Here is a 17,853-nt window from a genome sequence, read left to right on the forward strand (position 1 = left end):
GCCGTTACATATTGCGCACGGTGTTGATGCCGAGCGACATTCCGGCGAGTCCGCGCTGACGGACAGCCAACTTGTCCGCGATCTCCGTCAATGCCTTCGCGGCAGCGCTGTCCGGTGCACTCAGCACGATCGGCGTACCGGCGTCACCAGCTTCGCGAACCGACGGGTCGAGCGGAATCTGGCCGAGCAGCGGAACCTTCGCGCCGACGGCCTTGGTGAGGCGATCGGATACCGTCTGTCCGCCGCCCGTTCCGAAGACATCCATGCGGGTGCCGTCCGGCAGTTCGAGCCACGACATGTTCTCGACGACGCCGGCAATACGCTGACGGGTCTGTAGTGCGATGGCACCGGCGCGCTCGGCAACCTCGGCGGCGGCTTGCTGCGGAGTGGTGACCACCAGAATCTCGGCGCTCGGGATGAGCTGGGCCACCGAGATGGCGATGTCACCCGTTCCAGGCGGAAGGTCCAGCAGAAGGATGTCCAGATCGCCCCAGAAGACGTCGGCGAGGAACTGCTGCAGCGCGCGGTGCAGCATCGGGCCACGCCATACGACCGGGGTGTTGCCCTGAGTGAACTGGGCGATGGAAATCATCTTCACGTCATGTGCGACGGGCGGCATGATCATCTTCTCGACCTGCGTGGGCTTGGCGTCGGTGCCGAGCATACGAGGGATGGAATGACCGTAGATATCGGCGTCGAGAACGCCGACAGACAGGCCGCGTGCAGCGAGTGCGGCCGCGAGATTGACTGTCACACTGGACTTTCCGACGCCACCCTTGCCGGAGGCGATGGCGTACACGCGGGTGAGGGAGCCGGGCTGGGCGAAGGGGATCACCGGTTCGGCGGAGTCGCCGCGCAGTGACTTGCGAAGTTCGGTGCGCTGCGCGTCGTCCATTACGTCGAGTTCGACCCGAATGGCGCCAACACCGGCGACGTCGGCAACTGCCTTGGTGACGCGCTCGGTGATCTCGGTGCGCATCGGGCACCCTGCGGTGGTGAGGTAGATCCCGATGTCGACGCTGTTGTCTTGCGCAAGCGTGATGTTCCTGACCATCCCCAATTCGGTGATGGGTTTGCGGATCTCAGGGTCGAGAACTCGCGCGAGCGCGGAGCGAACGTCGGACTCGGTCAGTGCGGACATGACTCCATGGTAGGTGTCGGCAGATCAGTGAATGCGAGGCAGGTCCGCTGCGGCGGGCACGATGCCGGTGGAGTATCCGGCAGTCCAGGCCAGGACGTTGGCGACGTAGGCGGCCGAGTTGTTGTAACGATGGATTGCTTTGGCGGCCTGCGTGAGGTCCTGCATGTTCAATCCGCCGTCGCACAGGTACTTTCCGGTGGTCAGTGCGGAGTCGAAGAGGTTCTGCGGATCGGAGATGCCGTCACCGTTGCCGTCGCCGGCGTACTGCGTCCACGTGGACGGGATGAACTGCATCGGGCCGACTGCGCGGTCGTACACGGTGTCGCCGTCGAGTGCGCCGCCGTCGGTGTCCATGATCACGGCCTGGCCGGGGAGGCTGCCGTTGAGGGGCAGTCCGATGACAGGCTCGAACAGGTTGCCGTTTGCGTCGGCGTCCTTGCCGTCGTGGGCGTGACCGGATTCGACGCGGCCGATGCCGGCCATGAGGGTCCACTGCATGTTGCAGGTGGGGTTCTCGACAGCGAGGATGCGCTCGGCGTTCTGGTAGGCGGCGACGCTCACGCTGGGGATGCCGAGGGCGCCTTCGGCCATCGACGCGGGCAGTGGGGGTGTGGCCTGGACCGGTGCGAGCGGGGCGGGCTCGGCAACAACGGGCGCTGCGGCCAGGTCGGCGACGGGAAGGATCTGAGCTTGCGGCTCCTGCGTGGCTGGGGTCTCGAGTGACTCCACGGCGGTTTCGGCGCTGGCGGCATTGACGAAAGGCATATCGGATGCGGCTCCGGCGGAGTTCGCTGCTGTTACCAAACCGATAGGAATGAGGCCGGAAAGCGCGATGACCGAGTTGCGACGGATGTGCGAATCTGTCTTCTTGTTGTGCCGACCCACTGTTACTGCCTCCTGGACCCCGAAATCGGGGTTTTCCGTTCAATGACGGAATCGAGGCTACCTGATTTGTTGCACTTCCGTTACTCAACCGTGATCTAAGTGGGCAGATCTGTGCCGTCGGCGCAGTTCAATCGTGATTTTTCGGGCGTGAGCGTTACCGCGACGTGACAGTTATGCGACGGGCATGAACGGCAAACCCGGCAGCAGTGGTGCGGGCGCGGGCGCGGGTGCCGGTGCGTCAGCGGGCGTGGGCGCCACGGCTGGGGGCGCGGCGTCGGATGTAGACGCCGGGACGGAGGACGGAGTTGCGGTCGTGGCTTCGGTGGCGGGGGCCGGCGCCGCGGTCGACGCCTCGGCCGTCGGGATCGCGCACGGCAGGAAGATCCCCGGCTGCAACTGAGCGAGCGCTACGGGATCGGGGAGGATCACGCACATGTCCTCTGGCCACGTCCAGCCTGTCGGCGTCAGAATCGGCCACACGAGGCCGCGCGACGTGAGTACGGGCAGTGGAATGACCGGTCCGGTCGGAGCCTGTGGCGTGGTAGCGGGGCCGGGTGCTGACGGGTTCGGTGTGGTGGGCAGGACTCCGGGTGGGATCAGCGCCTGGAGATCCGGCGAGAGTGCCGGCATGTCAGGCAGGCCGGGGAGCAGTGGCGCGGGAGTAGCTGCTGCCGTTGCCTGATCGCCGTCCTTCTTCTCGGCCGTCGGATCGACTGCCGCCGCAGCAGCGAGAATTGCCGCGGTGGACGTTGCGTCGGAGCTTCCGGTGTTGATGCTCCCGGTATTGATCCCGCCGGTGTACGGCAGCGATCCGGACGGGAGGACACCACTCTTGTACGCCGTAGACCACATGATGACGTTTGCGGCGTACGCCGCGGAATTGTTGTATCGGAGAACAGCTTTGGTTTCCTGATCGAGGTTGCGGAGATCGAGCCCGCCGCTGCAGAGATATTTGGCCGCCGAGAGTGCGGCGTCGAACACGTTGTTGGGGTCGGTAACACCGTCGCCGTTACCGTCGCTGGCGTAGTGCGCCCATGTCGACGGAATGAACTGCATGGGGCCCACGGCGCGGTCGTGGGTCGGGTCGCCGTCGATCAGACCCTTGTCGGTGTCGGTGATGATCTGGTTGCCGGCCAGGCGGCCGTCCAGCACCGGGCCGAAGATCGGTGTCACCGTGGTGCCGACGGAGGTGGTGCGTCCACCGTTGGCGTGGCCCGATTCGATTCGGCCGATACCGGCCAGGAGATGCCAAGGGACGCCGCAGCCGGGTGCCTCCGTCATCATCACCAGTTCAGCGGAGCGGTAGGCGTTGAGGACGATTTCGGGGATGCCCAGTGAGGTCAGGACAACTGTTGCGGCTGCCGGGTCCAGTGCGGTGGTTGTTGCGGTAGTGCTCGGTGGTGCCGATCGTTGCGTTCGCACCGTGCGAGGTGTCGGAAGGAAATCGGGACTCTCCGCTGCGTTCACCGCGTTACCTGCAAGTGCAATGGGTATCGGCGATCCCGTTGCAGGGGCACTACCTGCGGTAAGTGCTGCCGGTCCGGTGGCCGCAAGTAGGCCTCCCAGTAGCGTGGACGCTGCGATCAATCCTCGTACGCGCACGATTCCCCTTTGCTGGTAGCCCTGTTCGGAGTACCCACCGATATATATATAAGAGTCTGTGACTTACGTTACATATCGGTCTCGAGCTATGCAGCAAAACTCAGTAAACCCTCAGCTAAGAATCCCGGCTATTGTGACTCTTTTTTTGAAGAACCTGATTCGCGATGCTTCTTCTTCGGGGGCGGTTCGTGTTCGGCGGTGAGCAGCAATTTGATCTCGTCGAGTTCGCGTCGCAGATAGTCACGAGTCGCGACTTCGCCGAGGGAGATACGAAGGGCAGCGAGTTCCCGGGCGAGAAACTCGGTGTCGGCTTTGGTCTGTTCGGCGCGAATCCGGTCCTCTTCGAGCGAGACCTTGTCTCGGTTCTCCTGCCGATTCTGGGCCAGGAGGATCAACGGTGCCGCGTACGCGGCCTGCGTCGAGAACGCCAGATTGAGCAGGATGAACGGGTAGGGATCCCACTGCAAGCTGACCGCAAAGACGTTGAGTGCGATCCAGAAGATGACGATGATCGTCTGAATCGCCAGGTAGCGGCCGGTGCCGAGGAAACGCGCAATACGCTCGCTGACCCGGCCGACCGCTTCGACGTCGAAGTCGATGTGGAACCGCCGACTCCCGCGGGGAGTCTCGAGGCGCTGACGAGCGCTGGAAGACCGATCGCTCATCGGACCAACCCCTCGTCGTCGGAATCGTCCTCGCGCCAGTCCTCGGGCAGGAGATGATCGAGAACGTCGTCGACAGTGACCGCGCCGATCAAGTGGTTCTCGTCGTCCACCACCGGTCCGCACACCAGGTTGTACGTCGCGAAGTATCGCGTCACGACAGCAAGCGAATCGTCGGCCCCGAGACTGGGTAGGTCGCTGTCCAGAATTCCACCGACCAGGCTCGTCGGCGGTTCACGTAACAACTTCTGCAGGTGAACACACCCGAGGTATCGTCCCGTCGGCGTGGCCGTCGGCGGGCGGACGACAAATACCATGCTGGACAACGCGGGCGTGACGTCGTAATTGCGGGCCCGGGCGAGGGCCTCTGCCACCGTGGTCGATGCCGTCAGCACCACCGGTTCCGGCGTCATCAAACCGCCAGCCGTATCGGGGGAGTGTTCGAGGAGTCGGCGCACCGGTTCCGAGTCCTGCGGGTCCATCAACTGCAGCAACGATTCCGCTTCGGTTGCGGGCAACTCGCCCAGGAGGTCGGCGGCGTCGTCCGGGTCCATCGCCTCGAGGAGGTCGGCCGCCCGTTCCACTTCGAGGTGCATGAGGAGATCGGTCTGATCGTCGGCGGGCAGTTCCTGCACGACGTCGGCGAGACGCTCGTCGTCGAGAGCTACGGCTAGCTCGTGTCGGCGCTTTTCCGGGAGTTCACGCATCGCATTGGCGACGTCGGCCGGACGCATGCCCTCGTACTGCAGCAGCAGGTGAGCGACGCCCTGCCCCGGTAGTGACAGGTCACTCTGGGTAAGTCCGGCAACGTGCTGCCAGTCCACGATGTGGATCGCGGCCCGGCGTCCCAGGCGTCCGCGATGGCCACGGACCGCTACCTTCGACACCACCCAATCGCGGGTGCGCCTCGATTCGATACCAAGATCGACGACAACGGCGTCGACGCCGTGGAGTTCGGTCAACTCCGGGTCATCCACTCGCACATGTGAATCGAGTACCTGCGCAAGAGCGAGAACTTCGCCGGGGCGCTGGGTGAATCGCCGGATACTGACGTTGCCGGTCGTCAGTGTGACGGCGCTCGGTTCGATCGCGGTGACACGCAACATCGGAACGAAAATGCGTTTGCGCGTAAACATTTCGATCACCAAACCGAGCACCCGCGGTTGCTGGCGACCGATGCGGACGGTGATCACGACATCGCGCACTCGCCCGATCGACTCACCGTCGGGGCCGAGGACAACCAGGCCGGCCAGCCTGGCTGCAAATACCTTGCCTGCTGCTGCCATGATTGCAAGGCTAATTCCTCGCGCGTCGATATCTGCAACAGAGACGCCGAAAACGTAAGAGTCGACACCTGTGAAGGGCACTCAGAAGAGATGACATCACGTAACCGATCCCGCCGATCAGTGCTTGCCGTTCCCGGCAGCAGTCGCAAGATGATCGACAAGGCAAAGGGACTGCCGGCCGACGAGATCTTCCTCGATCTCGAAGACGCGGTCGCACCTTTGGCGAAGCAGGCCGCACGTGAAGCTGTCGGTGACGCGCTGGCCGAAGACGGATGGGGCAAGCAGGTCAAGGTGGTTCGGGTGAACGACTGGACCACGGAATGGACGTACGCCGACGTCGTCGAGGTCGTTGGCCGGGCGGGCGCTCACCTCGATGCGATTCTGCTGCCCAAAGTTCCCGACGCGAGCCACGTGCAGGCACTTGATCTGTTGTTGACCCAGGTGGAGAAGGCCAACGGCCTCGAAGTGGGACGAATCGGCATCGAACCCCAGATCGAGAACGCGATCGGCCTGACCAACATCGACGCGATTGCCACGGCCAGTCCGCGGGTCGAGGCGTTGGTCTTCGGGCCGGCAGACTTCATGGCGAGCTTGAACATGCGCACCCTGGTGGTCGGAGAGCAGCCGGACGGCTACGACCGTGGTGATGCCTATCACCACATCCTGATGACCATTCTGATGGCTGCCCGGGCGCACGGGGTTCAGGCCATCGACGGTCCGTACCTCCAGATCCGTGATGTGGAGGCGTTCACTCGCAGCGCGGCCCGCACCGCTGCATTGGGTTTCGACGGCAAATGGGTACTGCACCCGACGCAGATCGAGGCGGCCAACGAGGTGTTCAGCCCCAGACAATCGGATTACGATCGCGCGGAATTGATCTTGGACGCCTACGCATTCCACACCTCTGCGGCCGGCGGTGGGCGGGGAGCGGTGATGCTCGGCGACGAGATGATCGACGAGGCAAGCCGCAAGATGGCTCTGGTGATTTCCGCGAAAGGCCGGGCAGCGGGTATGGCCCGGACAACGGAATTCACTCCGCCAGAACACGCCTGATCAGCTGCGGTCGAAACAAATCGGGTAGGTAAAGGGCACAATAGGTTTGTAGGTCTCGCGTTGTTCAGCCACGGATGACGCGCCCGAAACAAGGAGCACGATCACCCATGTCCAATCCGCTCGCACAATCGCCGAATGGTTCGCGCCGTGGAGCGTTGCCGACACCACCTTCGGGCTGGCCGATCGGGTCGTACCCCACCTATGCGGAGGCGCAGCGCGCCGTCGATTACCTGTCCGATCAGGAATTCTCGGTCCAGGACGTCACCATCGTCGGTGTGAATCTGATGCAGGTCGAACGTGTTCTCGGCCGGCTCACGTGGCCCAAGGTGATCGGTGGCGGTCTGGTATCCGGCGCGTGGCTGGGCGTGTTCTTCGGCCTTCTCCTGGGGCTTTTCACGACCAGCTTCATCGGGCCACTGATCACGGGCATCGTCGGCGGCATCATCTTCGGCGTGATCACCACAACCATCCCGTACGCAGCGACGCGTGGCCAGCGAGATTTCGCCTCGACCATGCAGTTGGTGGCCGGTCGCTACGACGTACTGTGTGAGCCGAAGACAGCCGAGGCTGCCCGCGATCTCCTTGCAAAGCTCGCGATCTGATCGGTCCAGTGCACGGTGAGCGCCAGGGAACCGTGACGCGTGTACTGACCGATCGCGCCCTCGGTCGGGCGACCCTCGCGCGTCAGTTCCTGCTCGAGCGGGCTGACGTCACTGCCCTCGAAGCCATCGAACATCTGGCCGGTCTGCAGGCGCAGGCCCCGACCCCGCCGTACCTTGCTCTGTGGGCCCGTGTGAAAAACTTTGCGGCAGAAGAGTTGTCGACACTGATCGAGAATCGGCAAGTGGTGCGTCTGGTTTCGATGCGCGGAACGGTATTTGTATTGTCGGCCGCAGATGCCGCATCCTTCCGTGGCACGGTTCAGTCGATCATGGACCGTGATCTGCACACCAACACCGCGCACCGCGCGGCGCTGATCGGAATGGATCTGGCCGCTCTTGCGCAGGCCGGACGCGAACTTGTTTCCGAGGGGCCACTTACTCAGATGCAGATGAGGCCGCTTCTGGCCGAACGCTTTCCAGGGCGCTCGCCGGAAGGGCTCGCACACGGGATCAGGGGGCTCTTGCCGATGGTCCAGGTTCCACCTCGCGGGTTGTGGGGTAGATCGGGACCACCCGCGTTGACCACACTGGACAGTTGGCTGGGCAAGGAACTGGATTCGACTCCTGTTCCAGACGGAATGGTGTTGCGCTATCTCGCTGCCTTCGGTCCGGCGAGCGTGAAGGACGCCCAGGCGTGGTCGGGATTAACCAGGCTGGGAGAGGTTTTCGAGCGACTGCGTCCGGACCTGATTACCTTCGTGAACGAGAAGGGGACGGAACTGTTCGACCTGCCAGACGCCCCACGCCCGGATGAGGGCACACCACCGGTCCGGATCCTGGCTCCGTTCGACAACATTCTGCTCTCACATGCGGATCGCTCGCGAATCATGGATGAGCAGTACCGAACTCAGGTCTTCACGGTGAACGGAATAATCAAACCCGCCGTGCTGGTGCGCGGGAAGGTTGTGGGATTCACCGCGGATTCCGCGAAAGGTGACACTGCGCGATTGACGGTGTCGTTGTTTTCCACGCAGTCGAAAACTGCCATGTCGTCGATCGAGAGGGAGGCGCGTTCATTGCTGCGATTCGTGTACCCGGCGATCTCCAAGCACGAGATATCCGTCGAAATTCTCACGTAGCTCGTACCGGGGTTGTGAGGTGCCCGGGCCTCTGCGCTGCGATCAGTGCCGTGATGGTGCTTAGATGGACGCGTGTCTGACAGTGTTGTGTCCTCCGTCCGCGCGCACCTCGTTGCCAATATCGAGGGGCCGGAGCCGGCTGCGGCCTCGGTGACGTTCCTGGGGGTCGAGCCGCTGGACGTGCTCAGATTCGAATCTCCGGACTCAGTGGTGCACTACGCAACACTGGGGTGCTCGCGGCACCCCATGGGCGATCCGGGTGATCTGGTTGCCGATCCCACACGCGGACCGCGGGCGGAACTGGTGCTCTCGCTGCGCGGCGGCGCAGGAATTGCGTCCGGTATCGCGCGCACGTTGGCTGTTCTGGCGGCCGCCCCGTCGGTCGAGGGCATCGTGTTACTCGGTGATGCGCTGCTCGACCTCGGAGAACCCCTGTGGAAGGGCACAGCTTTTACTGCAGTCCTTCTCAGTGACAGTGGGATTGAAGATCTGACGCTACCCGAGCCGATGGATCCGGTTCGGTTCCTCGCCGTGGTCCCCATAACCGGTACCGAAGCGGCCTGGGTCCGCTTGCGCGGTGCAGACGCACTACGTGAAGCCTGGGCTGAGGCGGGCATCGACGTCCGAGATCCGCACCGAGCGGCGGCGTCGCTCTAACTGCCGTGTCGCTCTAATTGCCGTGTCGCTCCGATCTTATTGTGCGGCTTCGTTATCGAGAAGGTCGGCCAGATTCTCCAGGCTGGCCTGCTGGGATCGGCCGAATGCCTTGGTGACGAGCGGGTCTGCCATTCTGCCGAACACTCCGCCCAGACCACTTTCGCTGTCGAGTCGATAGGTGACGCGCGTACCCTTCTCGACTTCCTCGCACGTTGTGGTCAGTGTGAAAGCGACGGGGCTTTTGACAGACTTTGCCGAACTTCGCTTGGGCGCATCGTATTCCGTGAACTCGGCGGTCCAGTCGATGCGCTTGCCGAGTATTCGGCTGGCTCCCTGCCAGCGGGTCCCCACTCCTATCGGGCCGTCCGTGATCTGCCGGGATTCGACAATCGAGTTGTCCCAGTTCGGCCAATTCTCAGCGGTGCTGAGGTACTGAAAGACTTCTGGAACCGGGCGCGAAACGATTACTGACTGCTCAACTGTAGGCATCGTAGCTCCTCCGAATTTACTTGTGGCAAGGTATTTTTCGGGTGCGGTGATTTCGATGCGAGGGACCCGCGGGTACACGTGATACGTGTTGGTACCCACAACTCATTGTCCGCTTGCACTGTGGCTAAGTACAGAGTCAGAGCCAGTTGTTTCGGCGGAACAGAAAGAACAACCCGACGCATACCGACGCGATAAACACCATCACCATCGGATATCCGTACTGCGAACCCAGTTCCGGCATGTTCTCGAAATTCATGCCGTAGATGCCGGCAATTCCGGTCGGTACGGCCGCGATAGCCACCCATGCCGAAATCTTGCGCATGTCGGTGTTCTGCTGCACCGCGATCTTTGCCAGAGCAGCGTCCACGAGCGAACTCAGCACTTCGTCGTACTCGGAGATGCGTTCGGAGACGATCGTGTGATGGTCTCGCACGTCGCGGAAATAGCGTCTGATCTCCTTGGGGACCAACCCGCCTGCGGGTTGTGTCAGTTGCAGGAGCGGCATGCCGAGCGGGGTGACCGACCGCCGAAGTTCGACGATTTCCCGTTTCAGCAGGTAGATATGCTCAACCGCCACGCTGTTACGGGGGTTGAACACCAACTCTTCCATGTTGTCGACGTCCTGCTCCACCAGTTGGGTCACGGACAGGTACGTGTCGACGACGTGGTCGGTGATGGCATGGAGAACGGACCACGGTCCCATGGCGAGACGCTCGGGTAGCTGTTCGAGGGCTTTGCGGACACTCGCCAGTTCGGAATGGTCACCGTGCCTGACCGTGACGACAAAATCGGGACCGACAAACACCATGATCTCGCCGGTCTCCACGATTTCATTAGCCGTTTCCACGGAATCGTGCGGAACGTAGACAACGGTTCGAAGGACGAGAAACATGACGTCGTCGTAGCGTTCGAGTTTGGGTCGCTCGTGTGCGTGGACGGCATCCTCGACCATCAACTCGTGTAGGCCGAAAGTCTTTGCCACGTCTTGCATCTGGGATTCATCGGGAGCATGGATTCCGACCCAGACGAATCCGTTTCCGCGTCGGCGCACTTCGTCGAGCGCGGCGTTGTGCGTGAACTTTCCCGGGAGCCTGGTGCCGTCCACGTACACGGCGCAATCCACAATGGCACGAGCAGCGGGGACGGGAATCCTCGGCAAGGGTGCCGGAGCTGATTTGCCGTTCGACCAGTTCGGTAGTGACGGCACGGTGTCTACTCCCTCCGCAGATAGGCGAAGCGCACTATTGCTGCCGCGCAATCGTACGTCAGGATCTCAGGCAATCGACCGGAGCGAGATGGTCTTGCGGATTGCTGACAGACTGGAGCGGTGCGAATAGACCTTCACACCCACTCCAACGCATCCGACGGCACGGACACCCCCGCCGAACTGGTGCGCGGCGCTGCCCATTCCGGACTCGATGTTGTCGCGCTCACCGATCACGACACCACTGCAGGCTGGGCGGAGGCGGAGCGCGCACTGCCTGCCGGACTCGGACTCGTCCGTGGCATGGAAATGTCGTGTGAAGGCCAAGGTGAGGACGGGTGGCCGGTTGCAGTGCACCTCCTCGCGTACTTGTTCGATCCGGACCACCCCGAGTTCGCCAAGGAACGCGAGCGGCTACGCGGCGAACGGGTCGAAAGAATCCGCACGATGGCAACTCTGATGGCCCGCGACGGGCTGCCGATCGACCCGGACGAGATCCTCGCCTCCGCCGGTCCTTCTGTGGGGCGCCCGCACATCGCCGCCGCATTGCTGCGGGCCGGCGTGGTCTCGAGCATCGGTGAAGCCTTCGATGACCTGCTGGCAACCCGAGGGCGCTACGACGTCCCGAAATACGACACGCCGATCGACTACGCCGTCGAACTGGTCACAGCGGCAGGGGGAGTGACGGTGCTCGCTCACGGTCGTGCGCGCACCCGTGGTCGCGTTCTTGCCCTGGGCCACATTCGTGATCTGGCGGCATCGGGACTCGGCGGACTCGAAGTCGATCACCCGGATCATGTGCCCGCAGATCGGACTCTCCTGCGCGGACTGGCAGGCGACCTCGGCCTCGCGGTGACCGGATCATCTGACTACCACGGAGACAACAAGACGATCGGCCTCGGCGACGAGCTCACCGACCCGGCAGACTTCGAGGAACTGATGTCCGCGGCAACAGGCGTCGAGGTGCTGAAACACTGATGTTGGATACGACGCTCTACCTCACGGTTTTCATCACCCTCTTTGTCATCATGGACCCACCCGGAGTCATTCCGGTGTTCCTGTCCCTGGTCGGCCGCAAGGACCGTGCCGACCGTAACCGCGCGGCCTGGCAGGCCCCGGCAGTGTCACTTGCCGTTATTTCCGTCTTCGCGGGCGGCGGGCAGGCAATCCTCAACTACCTGCACATCGGCATACCTGCGTTGCAGGGCGCAGGCGGGTTGCTTTTGCTGCTGATCGCTCTCGAACTACTCACCGGCAAGACGTCCAACCGTCCGCAGGGCGCCGACGACGTCAACGTGGCCCTGGTTCCGCTGGGTACGCCCATGATGGCCGGGCCCGGCGCGATCGCCGCGGTCATCGTCTTTGTCGCCCAGGCAGACGGGGACGCGGCGTCGTACCTTGCGATCGCCTTGGCGATCATCTCGATTCACCTCGTTCTGTTCATCGTGCTGCGATTCTCGACCGCCTTGATACGTGTGCTCGGTGTCGGTGGAATTTCGCTGCTCGCCCGCATCGCAGGTTTACTGCTTGCCGCCATCGCCGTTCAACTCATCGCGGAGTCCGTCCGCGGATTCATCACGGGAGCGTAGATCGTGACTTACGACAACAACGGCTACGACAACAACAGCGGCTACGACAACAACTACGACGGGTACCGGGACGACAACTCGTACGACTACGACGACCGCTACGACGATTACTACGATGCTCCGGACACCAAGCAGTGGGCGTTGATTCGTGGTCTGCGTGCCCTCAGCGGGACTGTCGCGGCTGGAATCGTTGTTCTTACCGTCGTGGTGATCGCGTCGGCGTATCTGGGAGGCAATCGGGGCTTCCCCGGGCCGGGCACCACATCGATCACCGCGCACATCGTGGCGTCGGTAGTTGCACTGGTCGCTCAGATCTTTTGTGACCGTCACCGCGGCCTTGCCGCAATAGCCGCGTCCGTGGTTGTGCTCGTCACCGCCGGGGTGCTGCTGGTGACGCAGTGGTGGGGTTAGGAAACCGAAGGATTTGATTGTGATCGCGCGCAGGTGGCAAACTGGAGGGACTTCGTAGGCGGCGCCACAGCCCGGCCATGAAGAATTTGCATGGATCTGCCAGGGCTCACCCGCCCAACACCATGACGCTTCGGATGTATTGCGGCCAACTTTCTCGCGCACCCGAATGCTCTTCTTCTCTGTAGTTGTTCGCGGAAGAAAAGACTCTGACCGTTGCTAACGTTCTTTTTCGGCCGTCAGATCACTACTTCCCAGTAACCCAGCCCCGAGTGCGGCTGGTCATATCAGGAGTGTCATTGTGTCCCTTGTGACTGAAGCCATCAACGTACCCAAGGTCGAGCTGACCGACGAAGAAATCTTTGCCGCTCACGTCGGTGGCAAACTGTCGGTCGAGACCACCGCGCCGCTCGATACGCAGCGCGCCCTGTCGATCGCGTACACGCCGGGTGTGGCTCAGGTGAGCCGTGCCATCGCAGCTGACGAGACCCTTGCCGATCGCTACACGTGGACCAATCGACTGGTCGTCGTGGTCAGTGACGGCACGGCAGTTCTCGGTTTGGGCGATATCGGACCCCGCGCATCGTTGCCCGTCATGGAAGGCAAGTCCGCACTCTTCAAGAGCTTTGCCGGACTCAACTCCATCCCGCTGGTGCTCGACACCACCGATCCCGACGCGATTGTCGAGACCCTGATCCGTCTGCGTCCGAGCTTCGGCGCGGTCAACCTCGAGGACATCTCGGCGCCGCGCTGCTTCGAGATCGAAAAGCGGGTCATCGAGGCACTCGACTGCCCCGTCATGCATGACGATCAGCACGGCACCGCGATTGTGGTTCTCGCCGCGCTCAAGGGCGCAGTGAAGGTGCAGAGTCGCGACATCACCACGCTCAAGGTTGTCATCTCCGGTGCGGGCGCAGCGGGTGTCGCGTGTGCGAACATCCTGCTCGCCGCAGGTATCAGCGACGTCGTCGTGCTCGACTCGAAGGGCATCATCTCGAGCGAACGCAGCGACCTCAACGACATCAAGGTAGAGCTGGCGTCGCGCACCAACCCGCGCAGCGTCCACGGCGGTGCCGTCGAGGCTTTGGCCGGTGCGGATGTCTTCCTCGGTGTTTCGGCCGGCAAGATCCCCGAGGAGCTCATCGCGTCGATGGCTCCGGAGTCGATCGTGTTTGCGCTCTCGAACCCGGATCCGGAGATTCACCCCGAGACCGCGTCGAAGTACGCGGCGATCGTGGCTACGGGTCGTAGTGACTTCCCGAACCAGATCAACAATGTGCTTGCCTTCCCCGGTGTGTTCAAGGGCGCGCTCGACGCCGGTGCCCGTCGTATCACCGAAGGTATGAAGCTCGCTGCCGCCGAGGCGATCCTGTCGGTGGTCGGCGACGAGTTGGCCGTGGACAAGATTGTTCCGAGCCCGCTCGACCCTCGCGTGGCGACCGCAGTTGCGGAAGCCGTCGCGGCCGCAGCGCATGCTGAGGGCGTGACCAGCTAAGAGGGACTCCTCGAAAGCCCCGATCGAAACCCGCACACAAGGTTTCGGTCGGGGCTTTTGCGTGTGCAGTTACGCGCCTGCGAGGTTCGGGGTGCGTCGCAGTCTGCCGGTTCCCGGGACGGAAGCCCAGACCACCAGTGCGAGTAGGCCGTCCACGACAAACGCAACCACCGCGACCAAGATTGCGCCGACAACAACGCGGTCGTACTTGTACAACGCGATCCCGTCGAAGATGTACCGTCCGATGCCGCCCAGGTTGACGTAGGCGGCAACAGTCGCGGTCGCGATGACTTGCAGTGTGGCGTTTCGGAGCCCGCCCAGAATGAGCGGAAGCGCATTGGGAACCTCGACGCGCAGGAGCACTTGCGTCTCGGTCATCCCCATTGCGCGCGCCGCGTCGACGACGTCACGGTCGACACTGGCGATGCCGGCATACGTTCCGGCCAGCAGTGGCGGAATGCCGAGGATGACCAGCGCGAGAATCGGGGGCATCACTCCCAGTCCCATGAGGAGGACGAGGAACGTCAGCAAGCCGAGTGTGGGCAGCGAACGCAGAGCGTTGACAAGACTGACCACCACGATCTGCCCGCGTCGCAGATGCCCGATGATCAGGCCGATCGGGACCGCGATCACCGCGGCCAGGGCGACGGCCAGCAGGCTGTACCAGAGGTGTTGCAGGATGCGGGTGCCGATTCCCGTATCGCCACTCCAGTTGTCAGGATTGGTGATGTACTCCCACGCACCGGTGAAGATACTCATACCGGCTCACCTTCGGCTGTGACGATCGCGGGAACCTTCGATGCGGACGGAGTTCTGGTCCACGGGGTCAGGAACCTGCCGAGCAGATACAGGATCAAGTCGAGGGCCAGTGCCAGGACGACGATGGCGATGATGCCGGCCACGATCTGGTCGGGGTAGTTGCGGTCGTAGCCCTGTTTGAACAGAACTCCGAGCCCGCCGATTCCGATCAGTGAACCCACCGACACCAGCGAAATGTTAGTCACCGCAATCACTCTGACATTTGCGATCAGAACCGGCAACGCAAGGGGCAGTTCGACGGTCAACGCCCGGCGTACTGCGGTGAAGCCGATGGCCGTCGAGGCATCGATGACGTTGGCGGGCACCGAATCCAATGCTTCCGGGACCGCGCGGACGAGCAGTGCTGTCGAGTACACACTGAGCGCGATGATGACATTGAGCGGATCGAGTGTCTTGAGTCCGAAGATCTGCGGGATGGTGACAAACAGTGCCAATGACGGAATGGTGAACGCAATGCTGGCCAGGGTCAACGTGATTCGACGCAGCCATCGGATATTCCGAATTGCCGTGCCGACGGGAAGGGCAATGACCAAGCCGACCGCCAACGGCACCAGCGCGAGATACAGATGTGTCCGCGTGTAGTCCAGAACCGTCGAGAAATTGTCGATGAGCCAGCGCACGCCGCTACACCCCGAATCCTTCGGTGAAGGCGAGTCGATTGCGTTCCTGGTCCTCACGCCGACGTTGCTCGGCCAATTTGGCCACAACCTCGGAGCCCAGAATGCCGCCGATCACCGCGCCTTCGGCGTCCACGGCAACACCGATTCCCGACGGTGACGAGATGGCCGCGTCGAGCGCTTGCCGGAGGTCGCCGCCCGGGCCGAAGAGAGAGCCGCCGGCCGAGGTCGACTGTGCCAGAGTGTGTCCGGCGCGAATGCCCTCGACCCCGGTGACGTCGATCCAGCCTTGGGGCGCACCGGTCTCGGTGACAACGAGCACCCATTCACCCAGCTCGAGTCTCAGGGATGTCAGTTCGAACTCGGTGGCCGTCCGGATGGAATGCATCGGCACCTCGTCCGCGCTGCGGAAGGACAGTCCTCGATATCCGCGGTCACGTCCGACAAAACCGGCCACGAAATCCGTAGCCGGCGCAGCCAATACGTCGCGTGGCGCGGCCACCTGCTGCAGGCGACCGCCCGGACCGAAGACGGCGATGTGGTCGCCCAGTTTGACGGCTTCGTCGATATCGTGCGTGACAAAGACGATGGTCTTCTTCAGTTCGCTTTGCAGACGCAGCATTTCGGTTTGCAGGTCCTCGCGAACCACCGGATCGACGGCGCTGAAAGGTTCGTCCATCAATAGAATCGGAGGATCGGCAGCCAACGCGCGGGCGACACCCACTCGCTGCTGCTGCCCGCCGGACAGCTGCGCCGGGTAACGCGTCGCCAGTGACGGATCGAGACCAACGCGTTCGAGAACACCCAGCGCGGCTTTACGTGCGGTGCGGCGAGATTCACCTCGCAGCACCGGTACCGTCGCGACGTTGTCGACGACGGTCCGGTGCGGCAACAGCCCGGCATTCTGGATGACGTATCCGATGCCGAGTCGCAGTGTCACCGCGTCGGTCTGCGAGATGTCGCGGCCGTCGACGCGGATTGTGCCCGACGTGGGCGTGATCATCCGGTTGATCATCCGCATCGACGTGGTCTTGCCACACCCGGACGGACCGACAAACACCGTGAACGACTCGGCCTCGATGCTGAGATCGAGTCGATCAACTGCGGTGGTGCCGTCCGGGAACTGTTTGGTGACTCCCTCGAAGGTGATCACGTGGGTTACGAGACCGGCTTGTCGAGGCCCTGAGCCGAGATCCACGCCTTGGCTGCTGCGGCTGGTTCCGTCTTGGCGTCACCCGATACCGCCACGTTGAGCTCGAGCAGTTCTTCGGTGGTCAGCTTTGCCGAGACTGCGTCGAGAACGGCGGCAAGCTTGTCGGACGATGCTGAGGCGCGCAGCACCGGCACGACGTTCTGGGCGGGGAAATTGTTCTTCGGGTCTTCGAGGACAACAAAGTTGTTGGCCGGAATCGACGCCGACGTCGTGAAAATGTTTGCGGCGGTGATGTCACCGGACGCAAGGGAGTTGACCGTTGCCGGGCCACCGCCGTCCGCGATCGGGACAAAATTGGAGGCCGAGATGTCGAGTCCGTAGGTTGCCTTCAATCCGGGCAGACCGACGGGACGCTCCTGGAATTCTGCCGGTGCGCCGAACTTGACCTCGGCGGAATGCGGCGCCAGGTCGGCGATGGTCTTCAGATTCCACTTGTCGGCCGTTTCTTTGGTGACGACAACGGCATCTTTGTCCTCCGCCGACGCGGGCGTGGTGATGGCTAGTTCGCTACCCAACGCGGCCGGCAGAGCGGCCAGGACGTCCTCGGAACTGGTCGCGGTGGCGGCGGGATCCAGATACTGAAGAAGATTGCCCGTGTAATCGGGAATGAGGGTGATCGAGCCGTCCTTCAACGCCGGAATGTAGCCCTCGCGGCTACCGATGTTGAACGAAGTGGACACGTCGAATCCGTTGACGCGAAGTGCTTCCGCATAGATGTTGGCAATGATCTCGGACTCGGTGAAGTTTGCCGAACCCACGACGACGGTGTTGGGGTCCGAACTGACGTCGCTGTTGTCACTGCTGCCACACGCAGTGAGCGCGGCGAGTGAGATGACGGTTGCCGCTGCTACGAGCAGACGGCTGGAACGAAATCGTGAGGTGCGCATGTGCGTCCTTCCGTGTTTCGGGCGTCGACAACCATTTCCGTCACCCGAGTGGAACTCGAGTAGGACTGGTTACCGCGCATCGCCAGGCAAGTGTAACGATAGGTA

At 62.8% G+C, this 17,853-nt stretch carries 19 protein-coding genes; 8 read left to right on the plus strand and 11 right to left on the minus strand.

Translation table 11 applies throughout. The features are described 5' to 3' along the window. Window positions 1-4: 4 nt before the first annotated feature. The 5 genes from V2B23_RS12500 to V2B23_RS12520 all read right to left on the minus strand — a co-directional run bounded on the left by V2B23_RS12500 (window position 5) and on the right by V2B23_RS12520 (window position 5,576). A complete protein-coding gene (locus tag V2B23_RS12500) occupies window positions 5-1,141 on the minus strand; it encodes an Mrp/NBP35 family ATP-binding protein (protein WP_430950614.1) in 1,137 nt (378 codons plus the stop codon). A 24-nt stretch (window positions 1,142-1,165) separates the two neighbouring features. Beyond that, the gene (locus V2B23_RS12505) at window positions 1,166-2,026 is read right to left on the minus strand and encodes a lytic transglycosylase domain-containing protein (protein ID WP_430950615.1); all 861 of its coding nucleotides are present in this window, start codon (window positions 2,024-2,026) and stop codon (window positions 1,166-1,168) included. A gap of 171 nt (window positions 2,027-2,197) precedes the next feature. Further along, the gene (locus tag V2B23_RS12510) at window positions 2,198-3,628 is read right to left on the minus strand and encodes a lytic transglycosylase domain-containing protein (protein ID WP_430950616.1); all 1,431 of its coding nucleotides are present in this window, start codon (window positions 3,626-3,628) and stop codon (window positions 2,198-2,200) included. A gap of 128 nt (window positions 3,629-3,756) precedes the next feature. Continuing rightward, a complete protein-coding gene (locus tag V2B23_RS12515) occupies window positions 3,757-4,293 on the minus strand; it encodes a DUF1003 domain-containing protein (protein ID WP_430950617.1) in 537 nt (178 codons plus the stop codon). Further along, window positions 4,290-5,576, minus strand: coding sequence for a magnesium transporter MgtE N-terminal domain-containing protein (locus tag V2B23_RS12520; RefSeq protein ID WP_430950618.1), 1,287 nt, complete (start codon window positions 5,574-5,576; stop codon window positions 4,290-4,292). The genes V2B23_RS12515 and V2B23_RS12520 overlap by 4 nt, the downstream gene beginning before the upstream one ends. 90 nt (window positions 5,577-5,666) lie before the next feature. On the opposite strand from V2B23_RS12520, the gene V2B23_RS12525 reads away from it, so the two are divergent. From V2B23_RS12525 to V2B23_RS12540, 4 genes are all read left to right on the plus strand, one after another. After that, window positions 5,667-6,629 (plus strand): HpcH/HpaI aldolase/citrate lyase family protein, encoded by a 963-nt coding sequence (locus V2B23_RS12525; protein WP_033234427.1) that lies wholly within the window; start codon window positions 5,667-5,669, stop codon window positions 6,627-6,629. 107 nt (window positions 6,630-6,736) lie between these two features. Beyond that, window positions 6,737-7,231, plus strand: a complete 495-nt coding sequence (locus tag V2B23_RS12530; protein ID WP_033234426.1) for a general stress protein — start codon at window positions 6,737-6,739, stop codon at window positions 7,229-7,231. Window positions 7,232-7,263: 32 nt separating this feature from the next. Further along, entirely contained in the window at window positions 7,264-8,370 is a 1,107-nt protein-coding gene (locus V2B23_RS12535) for a winged helix DNA-binding domain-containing protein (protein WP_430950619.1), read from the plus strand. A 72-nt stretch (window positions 8,371-8,442) separates the two neighbouring features. Beyond that, entirely contained in the window at window positions 8,443-9,027 is a 585-nt protein-coding gene (locus tag V2B23_RS12540) for a suppressor of fused domain protein (protein ID WP_430950620.1), read from the plus strand. A gap of 36 nt (window positions 9,028-9,063) precedes the next feature. Here V2B23_RS12540 and V2B23_RS12545 read toward each other — a convergent pair whose 3' ends face one another. Next, window positions 9,064-9,516, minus strand: a complete 453-nt coding sequence (locus tag V2B23_RS12545; RefSeq protein ID WP_033234597.1) for an SRPBCC family protein — start codon at window positions 9,514-9,516, stop codon at window positions 9,064-9,066. Window positions 9,517-9,652: 136 nt separating this feature from the next. Then, window positions 9,653-10,723, minus strand: coding sequence for a magnesium and cobalt transport protein CorA (locus V2B23_RS12550; protein ID WP_430950621.1), 1,071 nt, complete (start codon window positions 10,721-10,723; stop codon window positions 9,653-9,655). A 120-nt stretch (window positions 10,724-10,843) separates the two neighbouring features. On the opposite strand from V2B23_RS12550, the gene V2B23_RS12555 reads away from it, so the two are divergent. From V2B23_RS12555 to V2B23_RS12570, 4 genes are all read left to right on the plus strand, one after another. Then, window positions 10,844-11,698, plus strand: a complete 855-nt coding sequence (locus V2B23_RS12555; protein WP_430950623.1) for a PHP domain-containing protein — start codon at window positions 10,844-10,846, stop codon at window positions 11,696-11,698. Continuing rightward, complete coding sequence (locus tag V2B23_RS12560; RefSeq protein WP_430950713.1) at window positions 11,695-12,309, plus strand: MarC family protein; 615 nt, start codon at window positions 11,695-11,697, stop codon at window positions 12,307-12,309. Before V2B23_RS12555 ends, V2B23_RS12560 begins: the two co-directional genes overlap by 4 nt. A gap of 3 nt (window positions 12,310-12,312) precedes the next feature. Continuing rightward, complete coding sequence (locus tag V2B23_RS12565) at window positions 12,313-12,720, plus strand: hypothetical protein (RefSeq protein ID WP_430950624.1); 408 nt, start codon at window positions 12,313-12,315, stop codon at window positions 12,718-12,720. A gap of 298 nt (window positions 12,721-13,018) precedes the next feature. After that, window positions 13,019-14,212 carry an NAD(P)-dependent malic enzyme gene (locus V2B23_RS12570; RefSeq protein ID WP_092807254.1) on the plus strand — a complete coding sequence of 398 codons (1,194 nt, stop codon included), beginning with the start codon at window positions 13,019-13,021 and terminating at the stop codon, window positions 14,210-14,212. A gap of 69 nt (window positions 14,213-14,281) precedes the next feature. Here the strand turns inward: V2B23_RS12570 and V2B23_RS12575 are convergent, their stop codons facing one another. The 4 genes from V2B23_RS12575 to V2B23_RS12590 are packed head-to-tail and all read right to left on the minus strand — an operon-like array spanning window position 14,282 to window position 17,748. After that, the gene (locus V2B23_RS12575) at window positions 14,282-14,971 is read right to left on the minus strand and encodes an ABC transporter permease (protein WP_430950625.1); all 690 of its coding nucleotides are present in this window, start codon (window positions 14,969-14,971) and stop codon (window positions 14,282-14,284) included. Continuing rightward, the gene (locus V2B23_RS12580; protein ID WP_430950626.1) at window positions 14,968-15,651 is read right to left on the minus strand and encodes an ABC transporter permease; all 684 of its coding nucleotides are present in this window, start codon (window positions 15,649-15,651) and stop codon (window positions 14,968-14,970) included. Before V2B23_RS12580 ends, V2B23_RS12575 begins: the two co-directional genes overlap by 4 nt. 4 nt (window positions 15,652-15,655) lie before the next feature. After that, on the minus strand, window positions 15,656-16,801 hold the full coding sequence (locus V2B23_RS12585; RefSeq protein WP_430950627.1) for an ABC transporter ATP-binding protein: 1,146 nt from the start codon (window positions 16,799-16,801) through the stop codon (window positions 15,656-15,658). Window positions 16,802-16,806: 5 nt separating this feature from the next. After that, a complete protein-coding gene (locus V2B23_RS12590; protein WP_430950628.1) occupies window positions 16,807-17,748 on the minus strand; it encodes an ABC transporter substrate-binding protein in 942 nt (313 codons plus the stop codon). Window positions 17,749-17,853 lie beyond the last annotated feature (105 nt).

It is taken from the genome of Rhodococcus sp. 24CO, from assembly GCF_050586165.1.
Lineage (GTDB): Bacteria > Actinomycetota > Actinomycetes > Mycobacteriales > Mycobacteriaceae > Rhodococcus_F.

What these genes read in the sequence shown, in the direction of transcription:
- V2B23_RS12500 (WP_430950614.1), bottom strand. Translation starts at nt 1,141, where the DNA reads ATGTCCGCACTGACCGAGTCCGACGTTCGCTCCGCGCTCGCGCGAGTT.
- V2B23_RS12515 (WP_430950617.1), bottom strand. Translation starts at nt 4,293, where the DNA reads ATGAGCGATCGGTCTTCCAGCGCTCGTCAGCGCCTCGAGACTCCCCGC.
- V2B23_RS12520 (WP_430950618.1), bottom strand. Translation starts at nt 5,576, where the DNA reads ATGGCAGCAGCAGGCAAGGTATTTGCAGCCAGGCTGGCCGGCCTGGTT.
- V2B23_RS12525 (WP_033234427.1), top strand. Translation starts at nt 5,667, where the DNA reads ATGACATCACGTAACCGATCCCGCCGATCAGTGCTTGCCGTTCCCGGC.
- V2B23_RS12530 (WP_033234426.1), top strand. Translation starts at nt 6,737, where the DNA reads ATGTCCAATCCGCTCGCACAATCGCCGAATGGTTCGCGCCGTGGAGCG.
- V2B23_RS12545 (WP_033234597.1), bottom strand. Translation starts at nt 9,516, where the DNA reads ATGCCTACAGTTGAGCAGTCAGTAATCGTTTCGCGCCCGGTTCCAGAA.
- V2B23_RS12575 (WP_430950625.1), bottom strand. Translation starts at nt 14,971, where the DNA reads ATGAGTATCTTCACCGGTGCGTGGGAGTACATCACCAATCCTGACAAC.
- V2B23_RS12590 (WP_430950628.1), bottom strand. Translation starts at nt 17,748, where the DNA reads ATGCGCACCTCACGATTTCGTTCCAGCCGTCTGCTCGTAGCAGCGGCA.